A 17,781-nucleotide genomic window follows, 5' to 3' on the forward strand; every position below is an offset into this window, starting at 1 on the left:
GGCGTGACGGTGTTGTCTTCCCGCTCCCGCTCGCCACTCGGGGTGCTCGCGCGCGCCGGGCATGCGCGATCCGCCCGCTCGGGCGCGCTGCTGATGGCGTTCGCGGTCGCGTTGTCGGCATTGGGTGTCGGATGCGGTGATCGCACCGAGTCCGGCAGTGATGCCGAGGTGGAGCCGACCGGACTCGGCAACGAGGTGACCATGCCGATCGCCGCGGCCATGACCACCGTGGTGCACCACGGCGACGAGCCGCGCTCGTTGCTGCGCCCCGATATCGCGCCGGGCACGGCGCAGCAGGTCACGCTGAGCACCGAACACCATGTCGAACAGCAGCTCAACGATCAGCCCATGCGGGACTTCTCGCCGCCGTCGGTGTCCATCCCGCTGACCGCTCGGACCTCCCAGGACGGCATCGACCTCACCCTCGGCGCGGCCACCTCACCGGATCCGACGCTGTCGCAGCAGCTGCTCGCCGCCGACGGCTCGCACGCGGGATTCCAATTCGGCGAGCTCGGTTCGGTGACGGCGCTGCGGCTGGCCCCCAAACCCGCCACCCCCGACACCGCGCGGCTCGCCCTGGAACAGGCCTTCTATCAAGCCGTCTATCAATCGATCACGCTGCCCAAGGAGCCGGTGGGCGAGGGCGCGGTCTGGTCGGTGCACCAGCAGGTGTCCGCCTCGACCGGTCTGCTGCTGGATCAGATCACGACGGCGACCCTGACCAAGCGCGAGGGCAAGCGGCTGACCATCCAGCTCGATGTGAAGCAGACCCCGAAGACGCAGGTGTGGAAGCTGCCCAACAATGCCGGTTCGCTCGACATCCTCAACTACCTGATGCACGGCAGCGGGACCATCGACGTGGATCTCGGTCTGCCGCTGCCGGTTTCGGGCTCGGTGACGCTCGGCGGACATCAGTCCTACCGCGATCCGCACACCAAGGTCGCACTGCGCCAGAACATCAGCACGCAGGTGCAATGGGGCGAGTGAGGCGTGCCGGGTGGCTGCTGGCCGCCACGGCGGTCCTCACCGCCGGATGCGGCTCCGACCAGGATTCGCTGCCCGAATTCGGATCGGCCGCGACCGCGCCCCGGGCCGCCGCTCCCGTCATCGATTCCGTCGCGCTGCAGTCCCGCCTGCTGACCACGGCCGATCTGCCGCCAGGCTTCACCCGGCTCGAGGACGCCACACCCGGCAACGGACCGACCCAGCCGGTGGACCGCTCCCGCACCGATCCCGCGTCCTGCGCGAAGGTGCTCGCGCCGGTGAGCGATCAACAGCCCGGTGCCGCGGGACGCGCGGCTGCGCACTTCACCGCGCCGGATTTCACCAGTATCGATATCGATGCGGCCAGCTATCCCGATGGTGTTGCCGCGCAGGCGTTCTCGTCTATCCAGGACCTACTTCGCAAGTGCCGCGAGTACTCCGGCACCGACGCGGACGGCACGACCATCGGCTACCGAACCGGCGCCCTGGACCAGCCGCAGGCAGGCGACGCCTCCATCGCCTTCCAGGTTCACACCACCAGCGAGGGCCTGACGCTGTACTCGGCCGCCACGGTGGCCGTGATCGGCAGCACCGTGGTCCAGATCGCCCGCACCGCAACCGAACCCATCGACCCGGCGGCCCTGCGCGAACTGACCGCCAAACAGGTCATGCGCCTGCAGGGCATGGCCGGACCCTGACGAAATAAATGGAATGCGCCGCCCCGGCGCCCGCTGCTACGGTCTGGTCCCATGTGGATCGCACTGTTCTCCTGAGCGCGTCTAGCGCCCCGCCCGGAGCCCTGCTCGCCCCGAGGCGGAATTCTCCGCCGCCACGCGGCATCCCGACCCGGCCGGCCACCACCCGGTACGTCGGCCCACATCTCAGGAGGTCCCCATGCCTGCATCCAACCACGTCCCCGACCCCACCCCGTCGGAAAATCCCCCACTGTCCCGCCGCGACCGCCGCCGCAAGACAACCCAGCCCCAGCCCGGCAACAACTTCCCCACCACGAAGTTCGCCTCCCAGGGCAGAGCGGCCGTCCCGGCACACAAGTACCTCAACTATCGACGAGGCTGACCCGCCCTGGCCTCGGCGCCGACGCGCCGAGGCCGGGACGTCGACCGATCGGAGGGGATAAGCCCGACGATATGGCTCAGTGCCCTCGCTCATCGCGGCCTCAATCATTGCTCACGGTGTGCTGACATGGCAGCCCTGGGCGAAACCTACCGGTCACCTGCGACCGGTAACGGCGCCGGACAGCGCAGCGGCGGGGCGGGCGTATCGGTTAGCGAGGAAGCCGGTTGTAAAGGCGCGCGAGTTCCTCGGCGGTGGTGCGTGCCGCGGCGCAGCCGTTGTGCGCTCTGATCCCAATGATCTCGGACTTCCCGTGATCGTCGGACTGCTCGTCGGTGCCGGGTCTGGCCTCCGGCGGCGGTGCAGCGGTCGCGAGGTAAATCCAGCAGGCACCGGCAAACACGGGATCGTCGCGAGAACCCGCACTCTCCACGGCTCGCAGGCCGCCGATCGTGATTTCCTTCGCGGTACGGCCGCGGGCTCTGGCGCTGTCCAGAGACCAGCGGGAAAGGGCTGTCGCCAGCAGTCCCGAACCAGGTTTTGCCGCTTGGACAACGATCCGGCGTGGCCTACGAGAGCTGGACGGGATGAGGGTGGACCCCGGGGGAAGGGGTACCGTCGGCTCGTGCGACTACTGCTGATGTCGGATACGCATGTGCCGGTGCGGGCCAAGCGGCTTCCGGGCGAGTTGTTGGAGCAGGTCGGGAGCGCCGATGTGGTTTTCCATGCCGGTGACTGGGTGGACACGGAGACGCTCGATCTGCTCGAGGGGCGGGCGCGGCGGCTGGTTGCGGTGTACGGGAACAATGACGGGGCGGATTTGCGGGGGCGGTTGCCCGAGGTGGCGTATGTGGAGTTGGCGGGGGTTCGGTTCGGGGTGGTGCATGAGACGGGGGCGGCCAAGGGGCGGGAAGAGCGTTGTGCCGCAAGGTTTCCCGAGTTGGATGTGCTCGTGTTCGGGCACAGCCATATTCCGTGGGACACCGTGGCGGGCGGGCGGCTGCGGCTGCTCAATCCGGGCTCGCCGACCGATCGGCGTCGGCAGCCGTACTGCACCTATATGACCGCCGAGGTGTCGGCGGGGCGGCTCACGACGGTGCGGTTGCACCGGCTGCCCGATCGCGCGCGGGGTCGGTGAACACCGGGGAAGAACGGTAACTCGGGTCGACACGGCACCGGCGCGGCGGTCGCCGGTGCCAGGGCGTACGAAACGGCACGCGCGAGTACCGACGTATGAGGACTCGCCCAACAGAAACACCGACGGCGCTACCAATTGGTGTTGATATGCCCCGGACTCCAGAGCCCCGTATGCGTCTCCTGCGTTACCACCGGAATGGCGGGCGTCGCATTGCGATCGATGGGAGTCAGCCGCTGCAGCTCACCCCAGTCCGAACGCCAGTCGTGGTTGAGATAGGTGGCGAGGGTTTGCGAGTGCAGCAATTGCTGGCTCCAGCCCAGCGGGCCACCCCCGTCGTGACTCTCCCACAGATTGGTGTCGTGCGCGCCGCCGCGGTCGGGCAGGATGCGCCAGGCCGGGGTCTGGGCGATGCCGTCCCGGTGGTCGTAGGGGCGCTGACACGGGAACTGCAGGCCCACGGCCCAGTCCAGGAGCACCGGGCTGTGCGAGCCGACCAGCTCGTTGAGGGTCTGGGTGCGCGGCACGCGGGGCGGGGTCAGCGCGAGCCACTGGCCGGGATCCAGGCTGCGGGCACTCGCGACGACGCGAATCACGTCGGCCTGCGCGGGAATTCGATCCATGGGGAACCGCAGATTCCGCCACGACGGCGCGGGGCCGATGTCGATCGGGGCGAGCCGCCCCAGCGGCTGCGCGGAGGTCGCGGAATCGGTTGTGCCGTATTCGATCTCGACAGACTGGCCGGGTGTGACGACACCGTCGGCGTCGACCGAGCGAATGCGACCAGCCGCGGCGATCGCCACGATTCCGTCGCGGTTGCCGCCCTCGGGCAGGCGGTACCAGCCGGTGGTGAGATCGGCCGTGCCGGGATGTCCGGCCGTCCCCAGCTCGGGCGTCGTCGCCGAATCCAGTCCGAACGGCAGTGGCGCGCCGCCGGTTTCGGTGCCGCTGTCGCCGCCGGGCTTGTTGTCGAACGCGTTGGCGATACTGCTGCCATTGTTCGGCTCGCCGTCGGGGGTGAGATCGCCGACGCCGCCGCGCACGAAACCGTTGGCCTGCGCACCGAAGGTGGCGAAGGCGTCCCCGGACAGCGGCGCCAGCAGCGAGGCGTTCGGATCCGTCTCGACCAGCACCTCGTTCGCCAGCCCGCACGGCTTACCCAGCACCGCGTTGATATTCGACTTGGCCAGCGAGAACGCCGGATACTGCGACACCGCGCCCTTGGCGAACGAGGCGACCTCGAACAGCACCAGCAGCGCCGCCGCCACGGTCAGCGGCGGAATGGTGGCCAGCCGCCAGGCGCGCGGCGAGATCTGGTGCGGCGTACCGGGTTCCGGCGCGCGCACATGCCACCACCCGGCCAACAGCAGGAACCCCAGCGCGGCCGCCAGGAACACCAGGTAGAACCCGAAGCCGTGGAAGGATGGGGCCTTGTCGTGCCAGGGAATGCCGAAACTCGAGATCCACCACCACTCGTTGACGCTGGTGAAGATCTGCGCCAGCGCCAGCGAGATCACGGCCGCGAACAGGGCGCGATTGCGCGGTGACCGCATCACCCGCGGCCCGACCGCGACCGCGGTCAGCACCGCCACCGAACCCGCCAGCCCGGCGTAGATGCCGTTGTGGTGGGTGAACTTGGTCGGCGTGATCGCCATGAACAGCATTGCGCCGAAGGTGATTCCGAGCAGCCGCTTGGCCGGTCCGGATGCGGTGAACGGAATCCGCCCGCCCTTGCGCAACAGCACGAACACACAGACCAGCAGCCCGAGCCACATGGCCACCATGGCGAACCGGCGCGCGATCGAGCCGTCGGCGGTGGGCATGAACAGCCACTGGTAGGCCAGATAGTCGTTGTACCAGGGGTCGGCCGGTCCGACCGCCTGATGGACCCGATACATCTCGAGCGTCGCGGACAGCGGCTGGACGCCGAACATGCACACCAGCATCACCGTGCCGGACGCGATCAGCGGGGCCACCATCGCGCCGTACCCGCGCACCCAGGACCACCACGAGACCCGCTGCGCCGCATCGGATTCGGCGAGCTCGCGAGCCCGGGCCGCACCGGTGCGCACCGCGGTGCGCATACCGGCGATCAGCGGTGCGAGGCAGATGTACGCCGACGGCGCCGCGGTGAAGCTGAAGGCCGCGACCACAATCGCGATCGCGTACGGCAGCAGCCGCCGCGTCGCAATGGACCGCTCGACGAACACCCAGGTGAGCAGCACACAGATCGCGATGACGGGCTCCGGCCGCAGACCGTTGTTGTAGGGCAGCCACACCGCCAGGAAGACGAGCGCACCGGTCCACACCGCGATCCGATTGTGCCGCACGGCCACACCCAGCCGCGGCACCACCTCCCGACTGAGCACCAGCCAGGTGAGCACCCCCGCCAGCAGCGTCGGCAGCCGCACCCACGGACTGGCGGTGCTGATCTCCGCCATCCGCGCGATCACATCGTAGGGCGGTGTGCCCACCGGGTTTTCGGGCACCCCGAAGAACCGGAAGTAGTTGGCCATATAGCCGGACGCCAGCGAGGCCCGCGCCATTCCGAACTGATATCCGTCATCGGAGGTCGTGGATCCGATGAAATGCCACACCACCAGCGTCCCGACCACCACGGCATCGACTACCGAGAACGACCGCCACCGCCGCGGCATCCACCGCCGCAGCCGCCGTCCGTCCAGCGCGTCCAACCGATGCAACGCGACCAGCGCGATCACCGTGAACAGCACCGCCAGCACACTCGCGGCCCGTTTGAGCAGTGTCGGAGTGACGGAGAACCGGCTGTCCACCTGCGCGCTGACCCGCACCCCGTCCGCGGCGGGCAGATCACTGAAGATCCCCACCAGCTGCGGGCGGTTGTCCCCTTGCAGCTCAACCGGTTTCACCCCGGGAGCGGTGACCGTCGTGGACGAGATATCGGAATGCACGGTGACCGCGCCACCACCGAGCGCCTCGAGCGGCATACTCAGCAGCGCCTGATTGCGCAGCACCAGCTCCAGCCGCGCGGGCTTGTCGTCCTGCGCGGGCCGCACCCGCGCGACGAAGCCGTAATGCTCCAGATCCGGCGCGCCGTCGGGCAGGGTCGAGGTCACGATGCCGCCGCGCTCGCCCAGCTGCGCCGCGGCCGGGCCCGGAATCGTCGCGTCGAAGCTCAACGGCGCGTAGGAGATCAGCGGCGCGGTGATGCTACGCGGTGAATCCTGTTGCGGCCAGGACAGAGTCGTCCTGTCGACCCGCACGGGCAGCAGTGGCACCGCGATCGCGAAGAGCGCGGCGAGCAGACCGGCGACGAACGCGACCGGCTTGGCCCAGCCACCCCGCGGTCCGGCATCGCGGGACAGCTCGCCTGCCGCGGACGTTTCGTCCGCTTTCTCCATCGTGTCCGTCACGGAGGCAGATGCTAGCGTGACGCTTTCCCGGCAGGCCAAGTCCGCCCGACGATTCTCAGCGTCCGCTTATTTTTCCGACCGGAAGCGACGGCGGCCGGTATCCGATCCCACGGATACCGGCCGCGCCGCGCATGCGGTGACTAGCTGCAGGCGGGCGAGGTCTGGCCCAGGTTCTGCAGACCGGCGCACGCCCAGCTCTTCTGCAGCTTCCACTTGCCGTCCTGGGCGACGAACGGCACGTCCGCCGGGGTCGGGGCGGCGCCGTTGACCGAGAAGTTCACCTGCGCGGTGAGCTGGTCCAGCAGCTGGCGGACGTCGATGACCTCGATCTTGGCGTTGTTCTGCTGGTACGCGGTGACCAGCTTCTTGATCATGTCGGGATCCTTCTGCAGCGCCTGCTCGCCGTCCTCGAGGTACTGCACCTTCTGGGCGTCGGGCACGTTCGGATCCAGCACCTGCGCCAGCTGCTGGTTCAGCTCCGCGGCGGTGGGCACCGGCGGCGTATTGGGCGACGCGGCGGCCGTCTGGCTGGTCGTCGCCGCCGGCTTCTTGTCGTCGCCCTTCTTGTCGCCGCTACCGCACGCCGACATCCCGAGCGCCGCCACGACGGCCAGGGTGGCGACCGCGATGCGTCCAGTCATCTGAAGCTTCAATGCTCGTCCTTTGCGTTCGAGTTGGTCTGGTTCCGTGCACGTGACAGCTACCACCCGACCGGCAGCGCTGCACGAGTGGCCTCACGCTACCCGCCGAAATTCAACGAAGACTAAGGAGCGGGTCGGCCGGTGCGAGATCGACATCGTCGGCGGCAAAGGTATACGCCGGACCCGGTCCTGTCGAGCGGGTCTCGAACCGTATCGTGACGCGTCCGTGCCCGCTGCCCTGCACCCAGCCGTGGCCGTGTTCGCGATGGGACACATCGCGGCCCGGGTACCAGAACTCGGTGGTGTAGGAGCGGGTGGCGGGCGGCACCTCCGGTGTGGGATCGGCGACGGGTTCGGCGATCGCCAGAGTCGGCTCCGGCGCGACGAATTCGCCGAGCGCGTCGAGCGCACCCGGCTCGCCCTCGGCCCGGCCGGGCGGGCGGCGCGCGGCGCGATCCTGGTCCAACTCCGGGAACAGCGACTCCTGCCGCACCGTGGACAATCCGCCGAAACCCACCCCCACCAAACGAATCGGACCCAGCTCCCCCGGGTCGATGGCCGAGCGCAGCGCCGCCGCGGTGAGCGTGGCCGGATCCTCGGTGGCGTAGGGCAGCGTGAACGAACGCGTCACGATGCCCATATCGGCCTTCTTCAACTTCAACACCACCGTGCGGGCCGCGCGGCCGTCGGCGGTGAGCCGCCGATGCGCGTGCGCGGCCATCTCCTCGATGGCCGAACGCAGCTGGGCGAGGGTGAGAATGTCGCGCTCGTAGGTGGTTTCGGCGCTGATCTGCTTGGCCTCGGCACGCTCGGCGACCGGCCGGTCGTCGATGCCGCGGGCCAGCCGGTGCAGGGCCGCGCCCACACTGCCGCCCAGCAGCGACACCGCCTCCTGCTCGGGCAGCGCCGCGAACGCGCCGACCGTCTCGATGCCCACCGACCGCAGCCGCCCCTCGGCCACCGGCCCGATCCCCCACAGCTTGCGCACCGGCAGCGCGGCCAGCAACTCCTGCTGTTCGGCGGGCGAAACGACCCGCACACCATCGGGTTTGGCCAGACCGGAGGCGATCTTGGCGAGCTGTTTGCCGGTGCCCGCCCCGACCGAGGCCACCAGCCCGGTGCGCTCGCGCACCAGCGTCCGCAGCTGTTCGCAGAAGTGGAGCACCTGCCGCGCGGTGGCCCCGGCCAGCTCGTTCGGCTCGCCGAACGCCTCGTCGAACGACAGCGTCTCCAGCACCGGAATGCGCGAGCGCAGCGTGTCGAACACCTGCCCGCTGACCTCGCCGTAAACCACCCCGCGCGGCGGCACCACCACCGCGGTGACCCCGACCAGCCGCCGCGCCATATGCATGGGCATGGCCGAGCGCGCGCCGAACATCCGCGCCTCGTAGCTCGCCCCCGCCACCACGCCGCGCGCCCCCGTGCCGCCGACCAGCACCGGACGCCCACGCAGCGTCGGCCGGGTGAGCTGCTCGACCGAGGCGAAGAAGGCGTCCATATCGATGTGCAGCACCCAGCGCCGGGCCGCGACGTCCAGACCGCTACCCCCGACCCCCGGATCCTGACGAATTGCTACGGAATAGCTGTTGAATTCCTGACGATCCGAACCCGCTCGCCCCGATGCGCCGCTACCCTGCCCTACCCCCACGAATGCCCTCTGACCAGGCCAAAACCGTGGCGTAGCCGGGGCGGGATCGCGGTTCATGCTCCGCAATCTACGCCCGCCTACCGACAATTCCTGGCGAGCGAGTATGTGATGATCTGACCATGACTATCCGCAAGGCCGTGATCCCCGCCGCTGGCATCGGTTCTCGCCTGCTGCCGCTGACCAAGGCCATCCCCAAGGAGATGCTGCCGGTCGGCGACAAGCCGGTCATCGAGCACACCGTCCGCGAGCTGGTGGCCTCGGGTATCACCGACATCACGATCGTGGTCAGTGCCGGCAAGTCCCTGATCCAGGACCACTTCCGGCCGAATCCGGCGCTGGTGGCGCAGCTGCGCTCCGACGGCAAGACCGCCTACGCCGACGCGGTCGAGGAGGTCGGTGAACTGGGCCGCCTGGGCCATATCACCTATCTGGACCAGCACGGTCCCTACGGCAACGGCACGCCGGTGCTCAATGCCGCCCGCAATCTGGGCGACGAACCCATGCTGGTGCTCTGGCCCGACGACGTCTTCGTCGCCGAGGTCCCGCGCGCCCAGCAGCTCATCGACGCCTACAACAAGACCAAGGCCCCGGTGCTGGCCCTGATGCCGATGGACCCGGCCGATTCCAAGCGCTACGGCGTGCCGGTGGTGCGCGAAACCCTGGAAGACGGACTGCTGCGCATCGGCGGCCTGCGCGAGAAGCCGAAGCCGGAGGACGCGCCCTCGGCCTACGCCGCTATCGGCGGCTACGTGGTCACCCCGGGCATCATCGAGGAGCTGCGCAAGCAGGTGGCCGACTGGTACACCCACCGCACCGGTGAGGTGTATCTGACCGACGCCATCAACACCTTCGCCGCCTCGAATGCCGTGTACGGACAGGTGATTCGTGGCCGCTGGTACGACACCGGCAATCCGGGCGACTACCTGGTGGCCCAGTTCGCCACGGCGCTGGCGCATCCGGAGTACGGCCCGTTGCTGCGGCAGCTGGTCGCCGGTCAGGAGTCGTCGGGCGCGTTGTAACGCACCAGATATTCGGCGAGCCGGGCGATATCGCGATCGTCCCAGTCGCGAAATCGCTCGGTGAACGCCCGCCCGCGGGCGCGCTCGGCCGCGCGCGCCACCTTCTTCCCCGCGGCGGTGGCGCGCAGGATGTGGTTGCGACGGTTGGCGGGATCGACCTCGCGGGTCAGATAGCCGTCCCGCTCCAGCGCGGCGACCTGGCGGCTGACCGTCGACTTGTCGAGCAGGAAATGCTCGGCCAGCCCGCTGGCCAGGCAGCCGTCGCGATCGATGACCAGATCGAGGATGCTCGCCGCGACCAGTGACAGTTCCGGATGCAGCTCGGCGGCGCGACCCCGCGCGCGCCGGGCGAAGGCCGTCAGCTCCCGCTGAATGGTCTGGATCGCCGCGTCACGAGCCGTGGGGGTCATAGTTGCATAGTACAACGATCCAGTTGTAGAGTACAACCATCGATAGTTGTATTTACCAACTTTTGGAGTGGATTGCATGGTCTCCCACCAGCTTCGGCATGTCGCCAGACATCTGCTGACCCCGCTGCTGATGTGCGTCGGTATGGCGCTGGCGTATCTGGGCGCGTTCCATCAGCCGGAGCCCAATCATCTGAAGGTGGCGGTCGTGGGTGCGGACGCGCAGGTGAAGGTGCTGGCGCAGACGATGAAGGACACCGCGGGCGATCGGCTCGAGGTCGTCACCCTGCCCGACCGCGAGGCCGCGGTGCGCGGGCTGCGCGACCGCGATCTGGCCGGAGCCTACGTGCCCGCCGCGAAGCAGCCGGAACTGCTTGTGGCGAAGGCGAATTCGGATACCACGGCGATGGCCGTGCAGACGGTGTTCGGCCGCGTCACCGCCGCGCAGAACGTACCGCTGCGGACCACCGACATCACCACCCTGCCCGCCGGGGATCCGACCGGCCAGGGGCTGTTCTTCCTGCTGGTGGCGTTGAGCATCGGCTCCTACGGCAGCGTCGCCGCGATCGGCGCGGCCGGGGCCGGGCTGAGCATGGGGATGCGGGCGCTGTGCGGGCTGGTGACCTCGCTGCTGGTCGGCACCATCGGAATCGTCATGGCGGGGCCGGTATTCGGCGTCGTCGACCACGATTACGCCCAGATCTGGGCGATGGGCTGGCTGTACTCGGCGGGCATCCTGCTGATCGGCATCGGGGCGCACACCTTCCTGCAGCGGTGGACCACGCTGGCGATGATGGCGCTGTTCGTGATGTTGAACTTCACCAGCGCCGGGGGCGTCTACCGGCCGGAGCTGCAGAACGACTTCTTCGGGGTGCTGCACGGGTTCTGGAACGGGGCCGGATTCGTCGAGGGGGCGCGCAGCCTGCTGTACTTCGACGGCGCGGCCGGATTCGACGGCCGAATCGTGAGTCTGGTGCTGTGGTTCGCGGCCGGGGTGGCGCTGGTGGTCGTCGCGGCGGCGGCCGAACGCCGCCGGGCCGCGGCGGCGGTTCCCGCGGCCCACGGTCGGCACGCGGTCGAGTCGAGCCCGGCCGAGGAGGAGATGGAGGAGGCCGTGGGCGTGTAGGTTTCGCGCGTTCCGCCGGTTCAGAAGAACCGGCGGATCGCGTAGATGTGGAACTGGTTCAGCGGCGTGAGCACCACGCCCACCCCGTCGCTGTGGGCATTGAGCAGCATCCCGCCCCCGGCGTAGATGCCCACATGCGAGCCGTCCGGATTCACCACGACCACGTCGCCGGGCATCATCGCGAAGAACGGCACCGGACTACCCGCCCGGGCCTGCTGCCAGGTCGTCCGCGGCACATTGATGCCGACGTGCCGAAAAGACCACTGCACCAGGCCCGAACAGTCGAAACCCCCCGGGTCGGTGCCACCCCAGACGTAGGGTCGGCCGATCTGCCAGAGCGCCACCTGCAGCGCGCCCAGGGCGCGCGGGCTGGCCGCTGGCAGATTCGCCAGGCCGTCCGCGCTCAGTGAGGCCGACCCCGTTCCGGAGCCGGAGCTGCTACCGCTGATGAAGTGCGTATCGGCCGCCGCCGGGGCGGCCCAGATGGAGCCGATCAGAAATCCTGTCAGCGCGGCCCGTAGGAGCCGGGCATGTCCGCCGTGCAGTGTTGTCACTCTTCGCTCGCCCTCCGGTCGGCATACACCACCGCGGACAAGCCCGGCTAACGCTCAACACCTCCGGGCCCTGCCGGGTGGTGCGGTTGTCTCAGCTGGGTCGATCGGTACAACACAAAGCTCAACTAGACAGTGATAGTTGCTGAGCATAACTCCTGAACGGAGCGAAGTACGGCAAAATGCGCCATTCGGAAACTTGCGCCCGACCAGTCTGAAACGCCGGAGTACGGCAGCGTCACGTCCCCGGCAGACCACGAAGGCCCGGCCAACAAGGCGCGACCCGCAGGATCAAAGGCCCGACCAGCCCATCCGGAGGTCTGACCAGCCCCGTTCGAAGGCCGGGCCAGCCCTATTTCGAAGGCCAGGCCAGGCCCTATTTCGAAGGCCCGACGAAGGGGGGCTCACCGTGCTCGGCGGACACGACCAGGTGGCGTCACTGTTGGGCGTCGCGCCCGCCGAGCATCGGTTTCGCATTCCCGGAACCATGGCCCCGGGAAGTGGGCGACAGTGATCGAGCTCCCCTCTCGCGAGAGCGGGCCGCGGGAGTGGGCCCGATCACTGCCATGGCGGTAACAGTACCACCATTTGCCGCTGAACAACGGCACGTTAGATAACGGTCCGATGTATTTTGCCGCGCTCGACGAGAATGACCGGGTGGCGTCACGAAAGGGGCACGCCCGTCGAGCGTCGGCTCACCTCCCCGGCGCGGCCGACCGGAGGAAGAACATGAGGTTGGCCGGGCGCTCGGCGAGTCTCCGGACGAAGTAGCCATACCATTCGTCGCCGAAGGGCACATACACGCGCAGGTGCTGCCCCATGCCCACCAGCCGATCCTGCTCGGCGGGCCGGATGCCGTAGAGCATCTGATATTCGAAGTCCTCACGCCCGCGCGGCACCGACGTCGCCAGCAGCGCGGCCGCCTCGATCATAGCCGGATCGTGCGTAGCGACCATCGGATATCCCTTGCCGCCCATGAGGATTCGCAGGCAGCGCAGATACGAGGCGTCCACATCGCGCTTGCGCCGGAACGCCACCGTCTCCGGCTCGTTGTAGGCGCCCTTGCACAGCCGGATGCGTGCGCCCTCCTCGGCGAAGGCCCGGCAGTCGTCCTCGGTACGACGCAGATACGCCTGTAGCACGGTGCCGACCGTCTCCGGATGATCGCGGCGTAGCTCGCGCACGATCGACAGGGTGGAATCGGTCGTGGTGTGGTCCTCGGCGTCGAAAGTGACCCAGACGCCGGCGTTCTCGGCCGCCTCGACCACCTTGCGCGCATTGTTCAGTGCCACCGTGTGGCCGTCCCCGGGCAGCGCCTGCCCGAACGCCGACAGTTTGACCGAAACCTCCAGCGCCCGCGCCCGTTTCGGCTCGAACCCGACCGGCAGCTGGGCCAGCGCATCGATCAGCGCGAGGTACTCGTCCACCACGTGCTGGGCCTGCGCCGGATCGACGGTGCCCTCGCCCAGATAGTCGATGGTGACGAACCTGTTGTGCGCCAGGAGGTCTCGGATAGCGCCCAGTGCCGCCTCCCGGGTCTCCCCCGCCACGAAGCGGTCGACGATGCGCTTGGTGACCGGCATGCGGGTGAGGCTGCGCTCGGCGCGGGGTGAGCGGGAGGCGGCCAGCAGCGCGGGCCGCAGGGGGTTGGTGAGAACCGTGCTCATCTACGCCTCCTCGAGCTGATGTGGGTACTCGTGGGTCGTCGGGGCGACGAACGTCTCCTTGATCGACCGCGGGGAGGTCCAGCGCAGCAGGTTCAGCGCGGAACCGGCCTTGTCGTTGGTCCCCGAGGCGCGCGAGCCGCCGAACGGCTGCTGCCCGACCACCGCACCGGTGGGCTTGTCGTTGACGTAGAAGTTGCCCGCCGCGAAACGCAGTGCGGCGCTTGCCTTGTCGACGGCCGCACGATCGTTGGCGATGACCGCGCCGGTGAGCCCGTAGGCCGCACCGGAATCCACCAGCTTCAGCACATCCTCGAAGGCGTGCGGGCGGGCGTCGTCGTAAACGTGCAGCGACAGGATCGGGCCGAAGTATTCGGTCCGGAACGCTTCGTCGGTCGGGTCGTCGCCGACCAGCAGGGTTGGATTCACGAACCAGCCGACGCTGTCGTCGTAGGTGCCGCCGGCGGCCACGGTCAGGCTGTCGGTGGCCTTGGCCCGCTCGATGGCGGCCACATTGCGGTCGAAGGCGCGCCGATCGATTACGGCCCCACCGAAATTCGTGAAATCGGTGACGTCGCCGTAGGTCAGGGTGCCGATCCGGCCGATCACTTCGTCGCCGATGCGCGACCACAGCGACTTGGGCACGAACGCCCGCGAGGCGGCCGAGCACTTCTGGCCCTGGTACTCGTAGGCGCCGCGGATCAACGCGGTCATCAGCACCTCGGGATCGGCCGAGGCGTGCGCCAGCACGAAGTCCTTGCCGCCGGTCTCACCGACCAGGCGCGGGTAGGTGCGGTAGCGGTCGATGCGATTGCCGACCTCGCGCCACAGATGCTGGAAGGTGCGGGTGGAGCCGGTGAAGTGGATGCCCGCCAGGCGCGGATCGGCCAGCAGCACATCGGAGACCTCGGGGCCGTGGCCGTGCACGAGGTTGATCACGCCCGGCGGCAGTCCGGCGGCCTCGAGCAGGCGCATGGTGTGGTACGCGGCGACGGCCTGGGTCGGCGACGGCTTCCAGACCACCGTATTGCCCATCAAAGCCGGTGCGGTGGGCAGATTTCCGGCGATGGCGGTGAAGTTGAACGGGGTGATCGCGTAGACGAAGCCCTCGAGCGGGCGGTAGTCGGTGCGGTTCCACACGCCCGCGCTCGAGATCGGCTGCTCGGCCAGCAGCTGGCGGGCGAAATGCACGTTGAAGCGCCAGAAGTCGACCAGTTCGCAGGGCGCGTCGATCTCGGCCTGCTGCGGCGATTTGGACTGACCCAGCATCGTTGCCGCCGCGATGGTTTCGCGCCAGGGCCCGGCCAGCAGATCGGCGGCGCGCAGGAAGACCGCGGCGCGTTCGTCGAAAGGCAGTGCGCGCCAAGCGGCTCCGGCCCGCACGGCGGTGTCGACCGCGTCCTGCACATCGCCCGCCTCGGCGACGCTGAAGGTGCCGAGCACGGCCGCGTGGTTGTGCGGCTGAACGACGTCGACGCGGGCGCCGGTGCCTGCGCGGTGCTCACCGTCGATGACGTGGGGCAGCTCGGTGGGATTGCTCGCCAACTCGCGCAGCGCGGCCTGCAGCCGGGCGCGCTCCGGGGTGCCGGGTGCGTAGGAGTTGACGGGTTCGTTGGACGGTGCGGGAACCGTGGTGATCGCGTCCATAGGCAGGAATAAACAGCATTCGGACATTCCGGGCCGTTGTCCGGCAGGACGAATTGCGTCCGTGATTTTCGTCCGATTGAATGAAGAGTGTGAACCGGTTCATACCGCTGTCGGAGCTGCTATCCGCCCTGACCAGCGCCGTTGCCACGCTGCTGGACGCGCCCGCGGGCGAGGACGTGATCGTGGATTCGGTCGCGTTCATGGATGTGGACGACCTGAACATGGATATGCCGCCGGGACGGGCGCTGCCGGAGGTGTATCTGCAAGTAGGGGTTGACGACTCCGACGCCACCCGGTGGCTGCACGATCTGGGTGAGCGGTGCCCGCCCGAGCATCGGCCGCGGGTGGTGTTCTCCAAGGGCGCCTCGCCGCGGCTGCGGGCCGCGGCCCTCGACGCCGGGATCGCGGTGGTGGCGGTGCATCCGCATGCGCGGTGGGAGATGGTGCATTCGCTGATCGGGCGGATCATCGGCGACGGGGCGGGGCCGCGGGCGGTGGAGTCGATGCCCGCGGTGGACACCGATCTGTTCGGGTTGGCGCATTCGGTGGCGGAGTCGACGCACGGACTGGTGAGCATCGAGGACGATCAGTCGCGGCTGCTGGCCTATTCGGCGGACAGCACGGCCTCGGCCGATGTGGTGCGACGGGCGTCGGTGCTGGGGCGGCAGGGTCCGGCCGGGTATCTGCACTGGTTGCAGCGCGAGGGGGTGTTCGATCGGCTGCGCAATACCGGTGACGTGGTGGAGGTTCCGGCGCAGTCGGAGTGGGAGACGCGGCGGCGCATCGCGATCGGCATCCGGGAGCCGGGGCGGCGCGGCGGGCGGGGGCGCACGTGGCTCGGCACCATCTGGGTGCAGGAGGGCGACGCACCGCTGGACGCCGACAGCGCGCGGGTGCTGCGGGGCGCGGCTTCCATTGCCGCACGGGTGATCTGGCGGACCCGCCACGCCCCCACCTCGGACGCGCTGCTCATTCAGCGGTTGTTCGGCGCGCACGGCGGCGAGGTGGACATCCCGACCTTCGCCGAAACCTTCGCCGTGCCCGCCGACGGCCGCGCGGCGGTGGTCGGCTTCGCCCCGCATACCGCGGGCGAGCCTGACGACGACGCGCTGCGCCGAGGCACGGTCACACTTCGCCTGCACGCCAGCGCGTTTCGGCAGGATTGTGTGACGACCCGGATCGGCGATCGGCTGTATGTGCTGTTCCCCGAACATCATTCGGTCGACCGGGTAGCGTCGTGGACCCGCCAGGTGATCGGCCAGCTCGCCGACCGCTCCGGACTGGACCTGCGCGCCGCCATCGCCGCGCCCGTGGACGGGCTGGCCGATATCGCCCGCGCCCGCGCCGAGGTGGACCGGGTACTCGGCCGCACCGCCACCCTGCCCGACGCCGATCGGGTCACCACGCTCGCCAGCTCCCGCACCACCGTCCTGCTCGCCGAGATCCTCACTCTCGTCGGCGAGCACCCCGAACTGCGCGACCCGCGCCTGCACACCCTCATCGACTACGACGAGAAATACTCCGCCGAACTACGCCTGAGCCTGGAGTCCTACCTCACCCACCGCGGCGACGTCCGCACCGCCGCAACCCATCTCCGCATCCACCCCAACACCCTCCGCTACCGTATCCGCCGAGCGACCCAGCTCATGGGCATCGATATGGACAACCCCGCCGACCGCCTCCTGCTGGAAATTCAGCTCGCGGTCCATCGCCAATCCACCGACTCCTGATCCGGCCAGGCACCGCGACGAATCGTGTCGACAACGAGATTCGCGATATTCCAGGCATCATCTCCCCCGCGATGATGAGTCCCCTCGAGCGCCATCTCCCGAACCCGCAGCGCCTCGGCCATACCGTAACGCTTTGCGGTCCCGAGTGATTCGGAAAACACTCGTTTGGCATTGATATGCCGCACACCGAACGGGTACGGCACACCCGTTGCCGCACATTGCCTTTCGAACTGCCTCCGATCGTCATCTCTCCAGCTCGCCCAGGCCCGCGCCGCGGCGCCATGCTCACTACGCAACAACTCACACGCGGCCGCGAACTCCGCCCCCGAATCCACCTGCTCCTGCGTCAAAGTCGTAAGCTCCGTACAGAATTCACTCACCACCGACCGCACAGGCCGCACCACAATACTGCGCCTGCCCACCCGCTCGAGCGCCTGCAGGTCCACCACACACAGCCCGATCTCGATGATCTCACTCACCTGCCCAGGCGGAACCGCCCCCTCCCAACAGGTCGCCTCCACATCGACTACGTTGAGGTAGCGCTCGTCCATTGCCATGACGGTAGGCGCCGAAGTCATAGGGGGCCAATCATTTACGTGGCCGTTTGGTCCCCGCATCCGGCGCTGGGGCGCCGGATGCGGGGAAACAAGAAGACGGACGCTGGGGAAACAAGAAGACGGACGCTGGGGCACAAGGCGGACCGCCGGGGAAACACGGCGGACCGCCGGGGAAACACGGTGGACCGCTGGGGAAACACGGTGGA

General features: G+C 68.8%; 15 protein-coding genes. 7 read left to right on the forward strand and 8 right to left on the reverse strand.

The features are described from left to right. Positions 1–3 precede the first annotated feature (3 nt). From NDR87_RS07480 to NDR87_RS07495, 4 genes are all read left to right on the forward strand, one after another. Complete coding sequence (locus NDR87_RS07480; RefSeq protein WP_251910368.1) at positions 4–987, forward strand: hypothetical protein; 984 nt, start codon at positions 4–6, stop codon at positions 985–987. Then, the gene (locus NDR87_RS07485) at positions 984–1,682 is read left to right on the forward strand and encodes a hypothetical protein (RefSeq protein WP_251910369.1); all 699 of its coding nucleotides are present in this window, start codon (positions 984–986) and stop codon (positions 1,680–1,682) included. The genes NDR87_RS07480 and NDR87_RS07485 overlap by 4 nt, the downstream gene beginning before the upstream one ends. Positions 1,683–1,878: 196 nt before the next feature. Further along, on the forward strand, positions 1,879–2,061 hold the full coding sequence (locus NDR87_RS07490) for a hypothetical protein (protein ID WP_251910370.1): 183 nt from the start codon (positions 1,879–1,881) through the stop codon (positions 2,059–2,061). A gap of 622 nt (positions 2,062–2,683) precedes the next feature. Further along, a complete protein-coding gene (locus tag NDR87_RS07495) occupies positions 2,684–3,196 on the forward strand; it encodes a metallophosphoesterase (RefSeq protein ID WP_251910372.1) in 513 nt (170 codons plus the stop codon). A 128-nt stretch (positions 3,197–3,324) separates the two neighbouring features. On the opposite strand, the gene NDR87_RS07500 is transcribed toward NDR87_RS07495, so the two are convergent. The 3 genes from NDR87_RS07500 to NDR87_RS07510 form a co-directional block, all read right to left on the reverse strand. Then, the gene (locus NDR87_RS07500; RefSeq protein WP_286013279.1) at positions 3,325–6,573 is read right to left on the reverse strand and encodes an arabinosyltransferase domain-containing protein; all 3,249 of its coding nucleotides are present in this window, start codon (positions 6,571–6,573) and stop codon (positions 3,325–3,327) included. A gap of 152 nt (positions 6,574–6,725) precedes the next feature. Further along, the gene (locus NDR87_RS07505) at positions 6,726–7,226 is read right to left on the reverse strand and encodes a hypothetical protein (protein WP_251910376.1); all 501 of its coding nucleotides are present in this window, start codon (positions 7,224–7,226) and stop codon (positions 6,726–6,728) included. 112 nt (positions 7,227–7,338) lie between these two features. Then, positions 7,339–8,724, reverse strand: a complete 1,386-nt coding sequence (locus NDR87_RS07510; protein WP_251910836.1) for a DNA polymerase IV — start codon at positions 8,722–8,724, stop codon at positions 7,339–7,341. 269 nt (positions 8,725–8,993) lie between these two features. On the opposite strand from NDR87_RS07510, the gene NDR87_RS07515 reads away from it, so the two are divergent. After that, positions 8,994–9,893, forward strand: a complete 900-nt coding sequence (locus NDR87_RS07515) for a UTP--glucose-1-phosphate uridylyltransferase (protein WP_251910377.1) — start codon at positions 8,994–8,996, stop codon at positions 9,891–9,893. Here NDR87_RS07515 and NDR87_RS07520 read toward each other — a convergent pair. Continuing rightward, complete coding sequence (locus tag NDR87_RS07520; RefSeq protein ID WP_251910379.1) at positions 9,869–10,303, reverse strand: MarR family winged helix-turn-helix transcriptional regulator; 435 nt, start codon at positions 10,301–10,303, stop codon at positions 9,869–9,871. The two genes, NDR87_RS07515 and NDR87_RS07520, sit on opposite strands and share 25 nt — an antisense overlap. A 76-nt stretch (positions 10,304–10,379) precedes the next feature. Here NDR87_RS07520 and NDR87_RS07525 point away from each other — a divergent pair, with 76 nt between their 5' ends. Beyond that, entirely contained in the window at positions 10,380–11,426 is a 1,047-nt protein-coding gene (locus NDR87_RS07525; RefSeq protein WP_251910381.1) for a hypothetical protein, read from the forward strand. A gap of 20 nt (positions 11,427–11,446) precedes the next feature. Here NDR87_RS07525 and NDR87_RS37205 read toward each other — a convergent pair whose 3' ends face one another. The 3 genes from NDR87_RS37205 to pruA form a co-directional block, all read right to left on the reverse strand. Beyond that, positions 11,447–11,980 carry an NlpC/P60 family protein gene (locus tag NDR87_RS37205; protein WP_308212061.1) on the reverse strand — a complete coding sequence of 178 codons (534 nt, stop codon included), beginning with the start codon at positions 11,978–11,980 and terminating at the stop codon, positions 11,447–11,449. 692 nt (positions 11,981–12,672) lie between these two features. Then, a complete protein-coding gene (locus NDR87_RS07535) occupies positions 12,673–13,644 on the reverse strand; it encodes a proline dehydrogenase family protein (RefSeq protein ID WP_251910383.1) in 972 nt (323 codons plus the stop codon). Further along, positions 13,645–15,288 (reverse strand): L-glutamate gamma-semialdehyde dehydrogenase, encoded by a 1,644-nt coding sequence (pruA, locus tag NDR87_RS07540; protein WP_251910386.1) that lies wholly within the window; start codon positions 15,286–15,288, stop codon positions 13,645–13,647. Positions 15,289–15,377: 89 nt separating this feature from the next. Here pruA and NDR87_RS07545 point away from each other — a divergent pair, with 89 nt between their 5' ends. Next, entirely contained in the window at positions 15,378–17,018 is a 1,641-nt protein-coding gene (locus tag NDR87_RS07545) for a helix-turn-helix domain-containing protein (RefSeq protein WP_251910388.1), read from the forward strand. Here the strand turns inward: NDR87_RS07545 and NDR87_RS07550 are convergent. Further along, the gene (locus tag NDR87_RS07550; RefSeq protein WP_251910389.1) at positions 16,982–17,569 is read right to left on the reverse strand and encodes a 3'-5' exonuclease; all 588 of its coding nucleotides are present in this window, start codon (positions 17,567–17,569) and stop codon (positions 16,982–16,984) included. The genes NDR87_RS07545 and NDR87_RS07550 overlap by 37 nt on opposite strands. Positions 17,570–17,781: the final 212 nt, after the last annotated feature.

The sequence above is a fragment of the Nocardia sp. CDC159 genome, assembly GCF_023740735.1.
In the GTDB taxonomy this organism is placed as follows: Bacteria; Actinomycetota; Actinomycetes; order Mycobacteriales; family Mycobacteriaceae; genus Nocardia; species Nocardia pulmonis.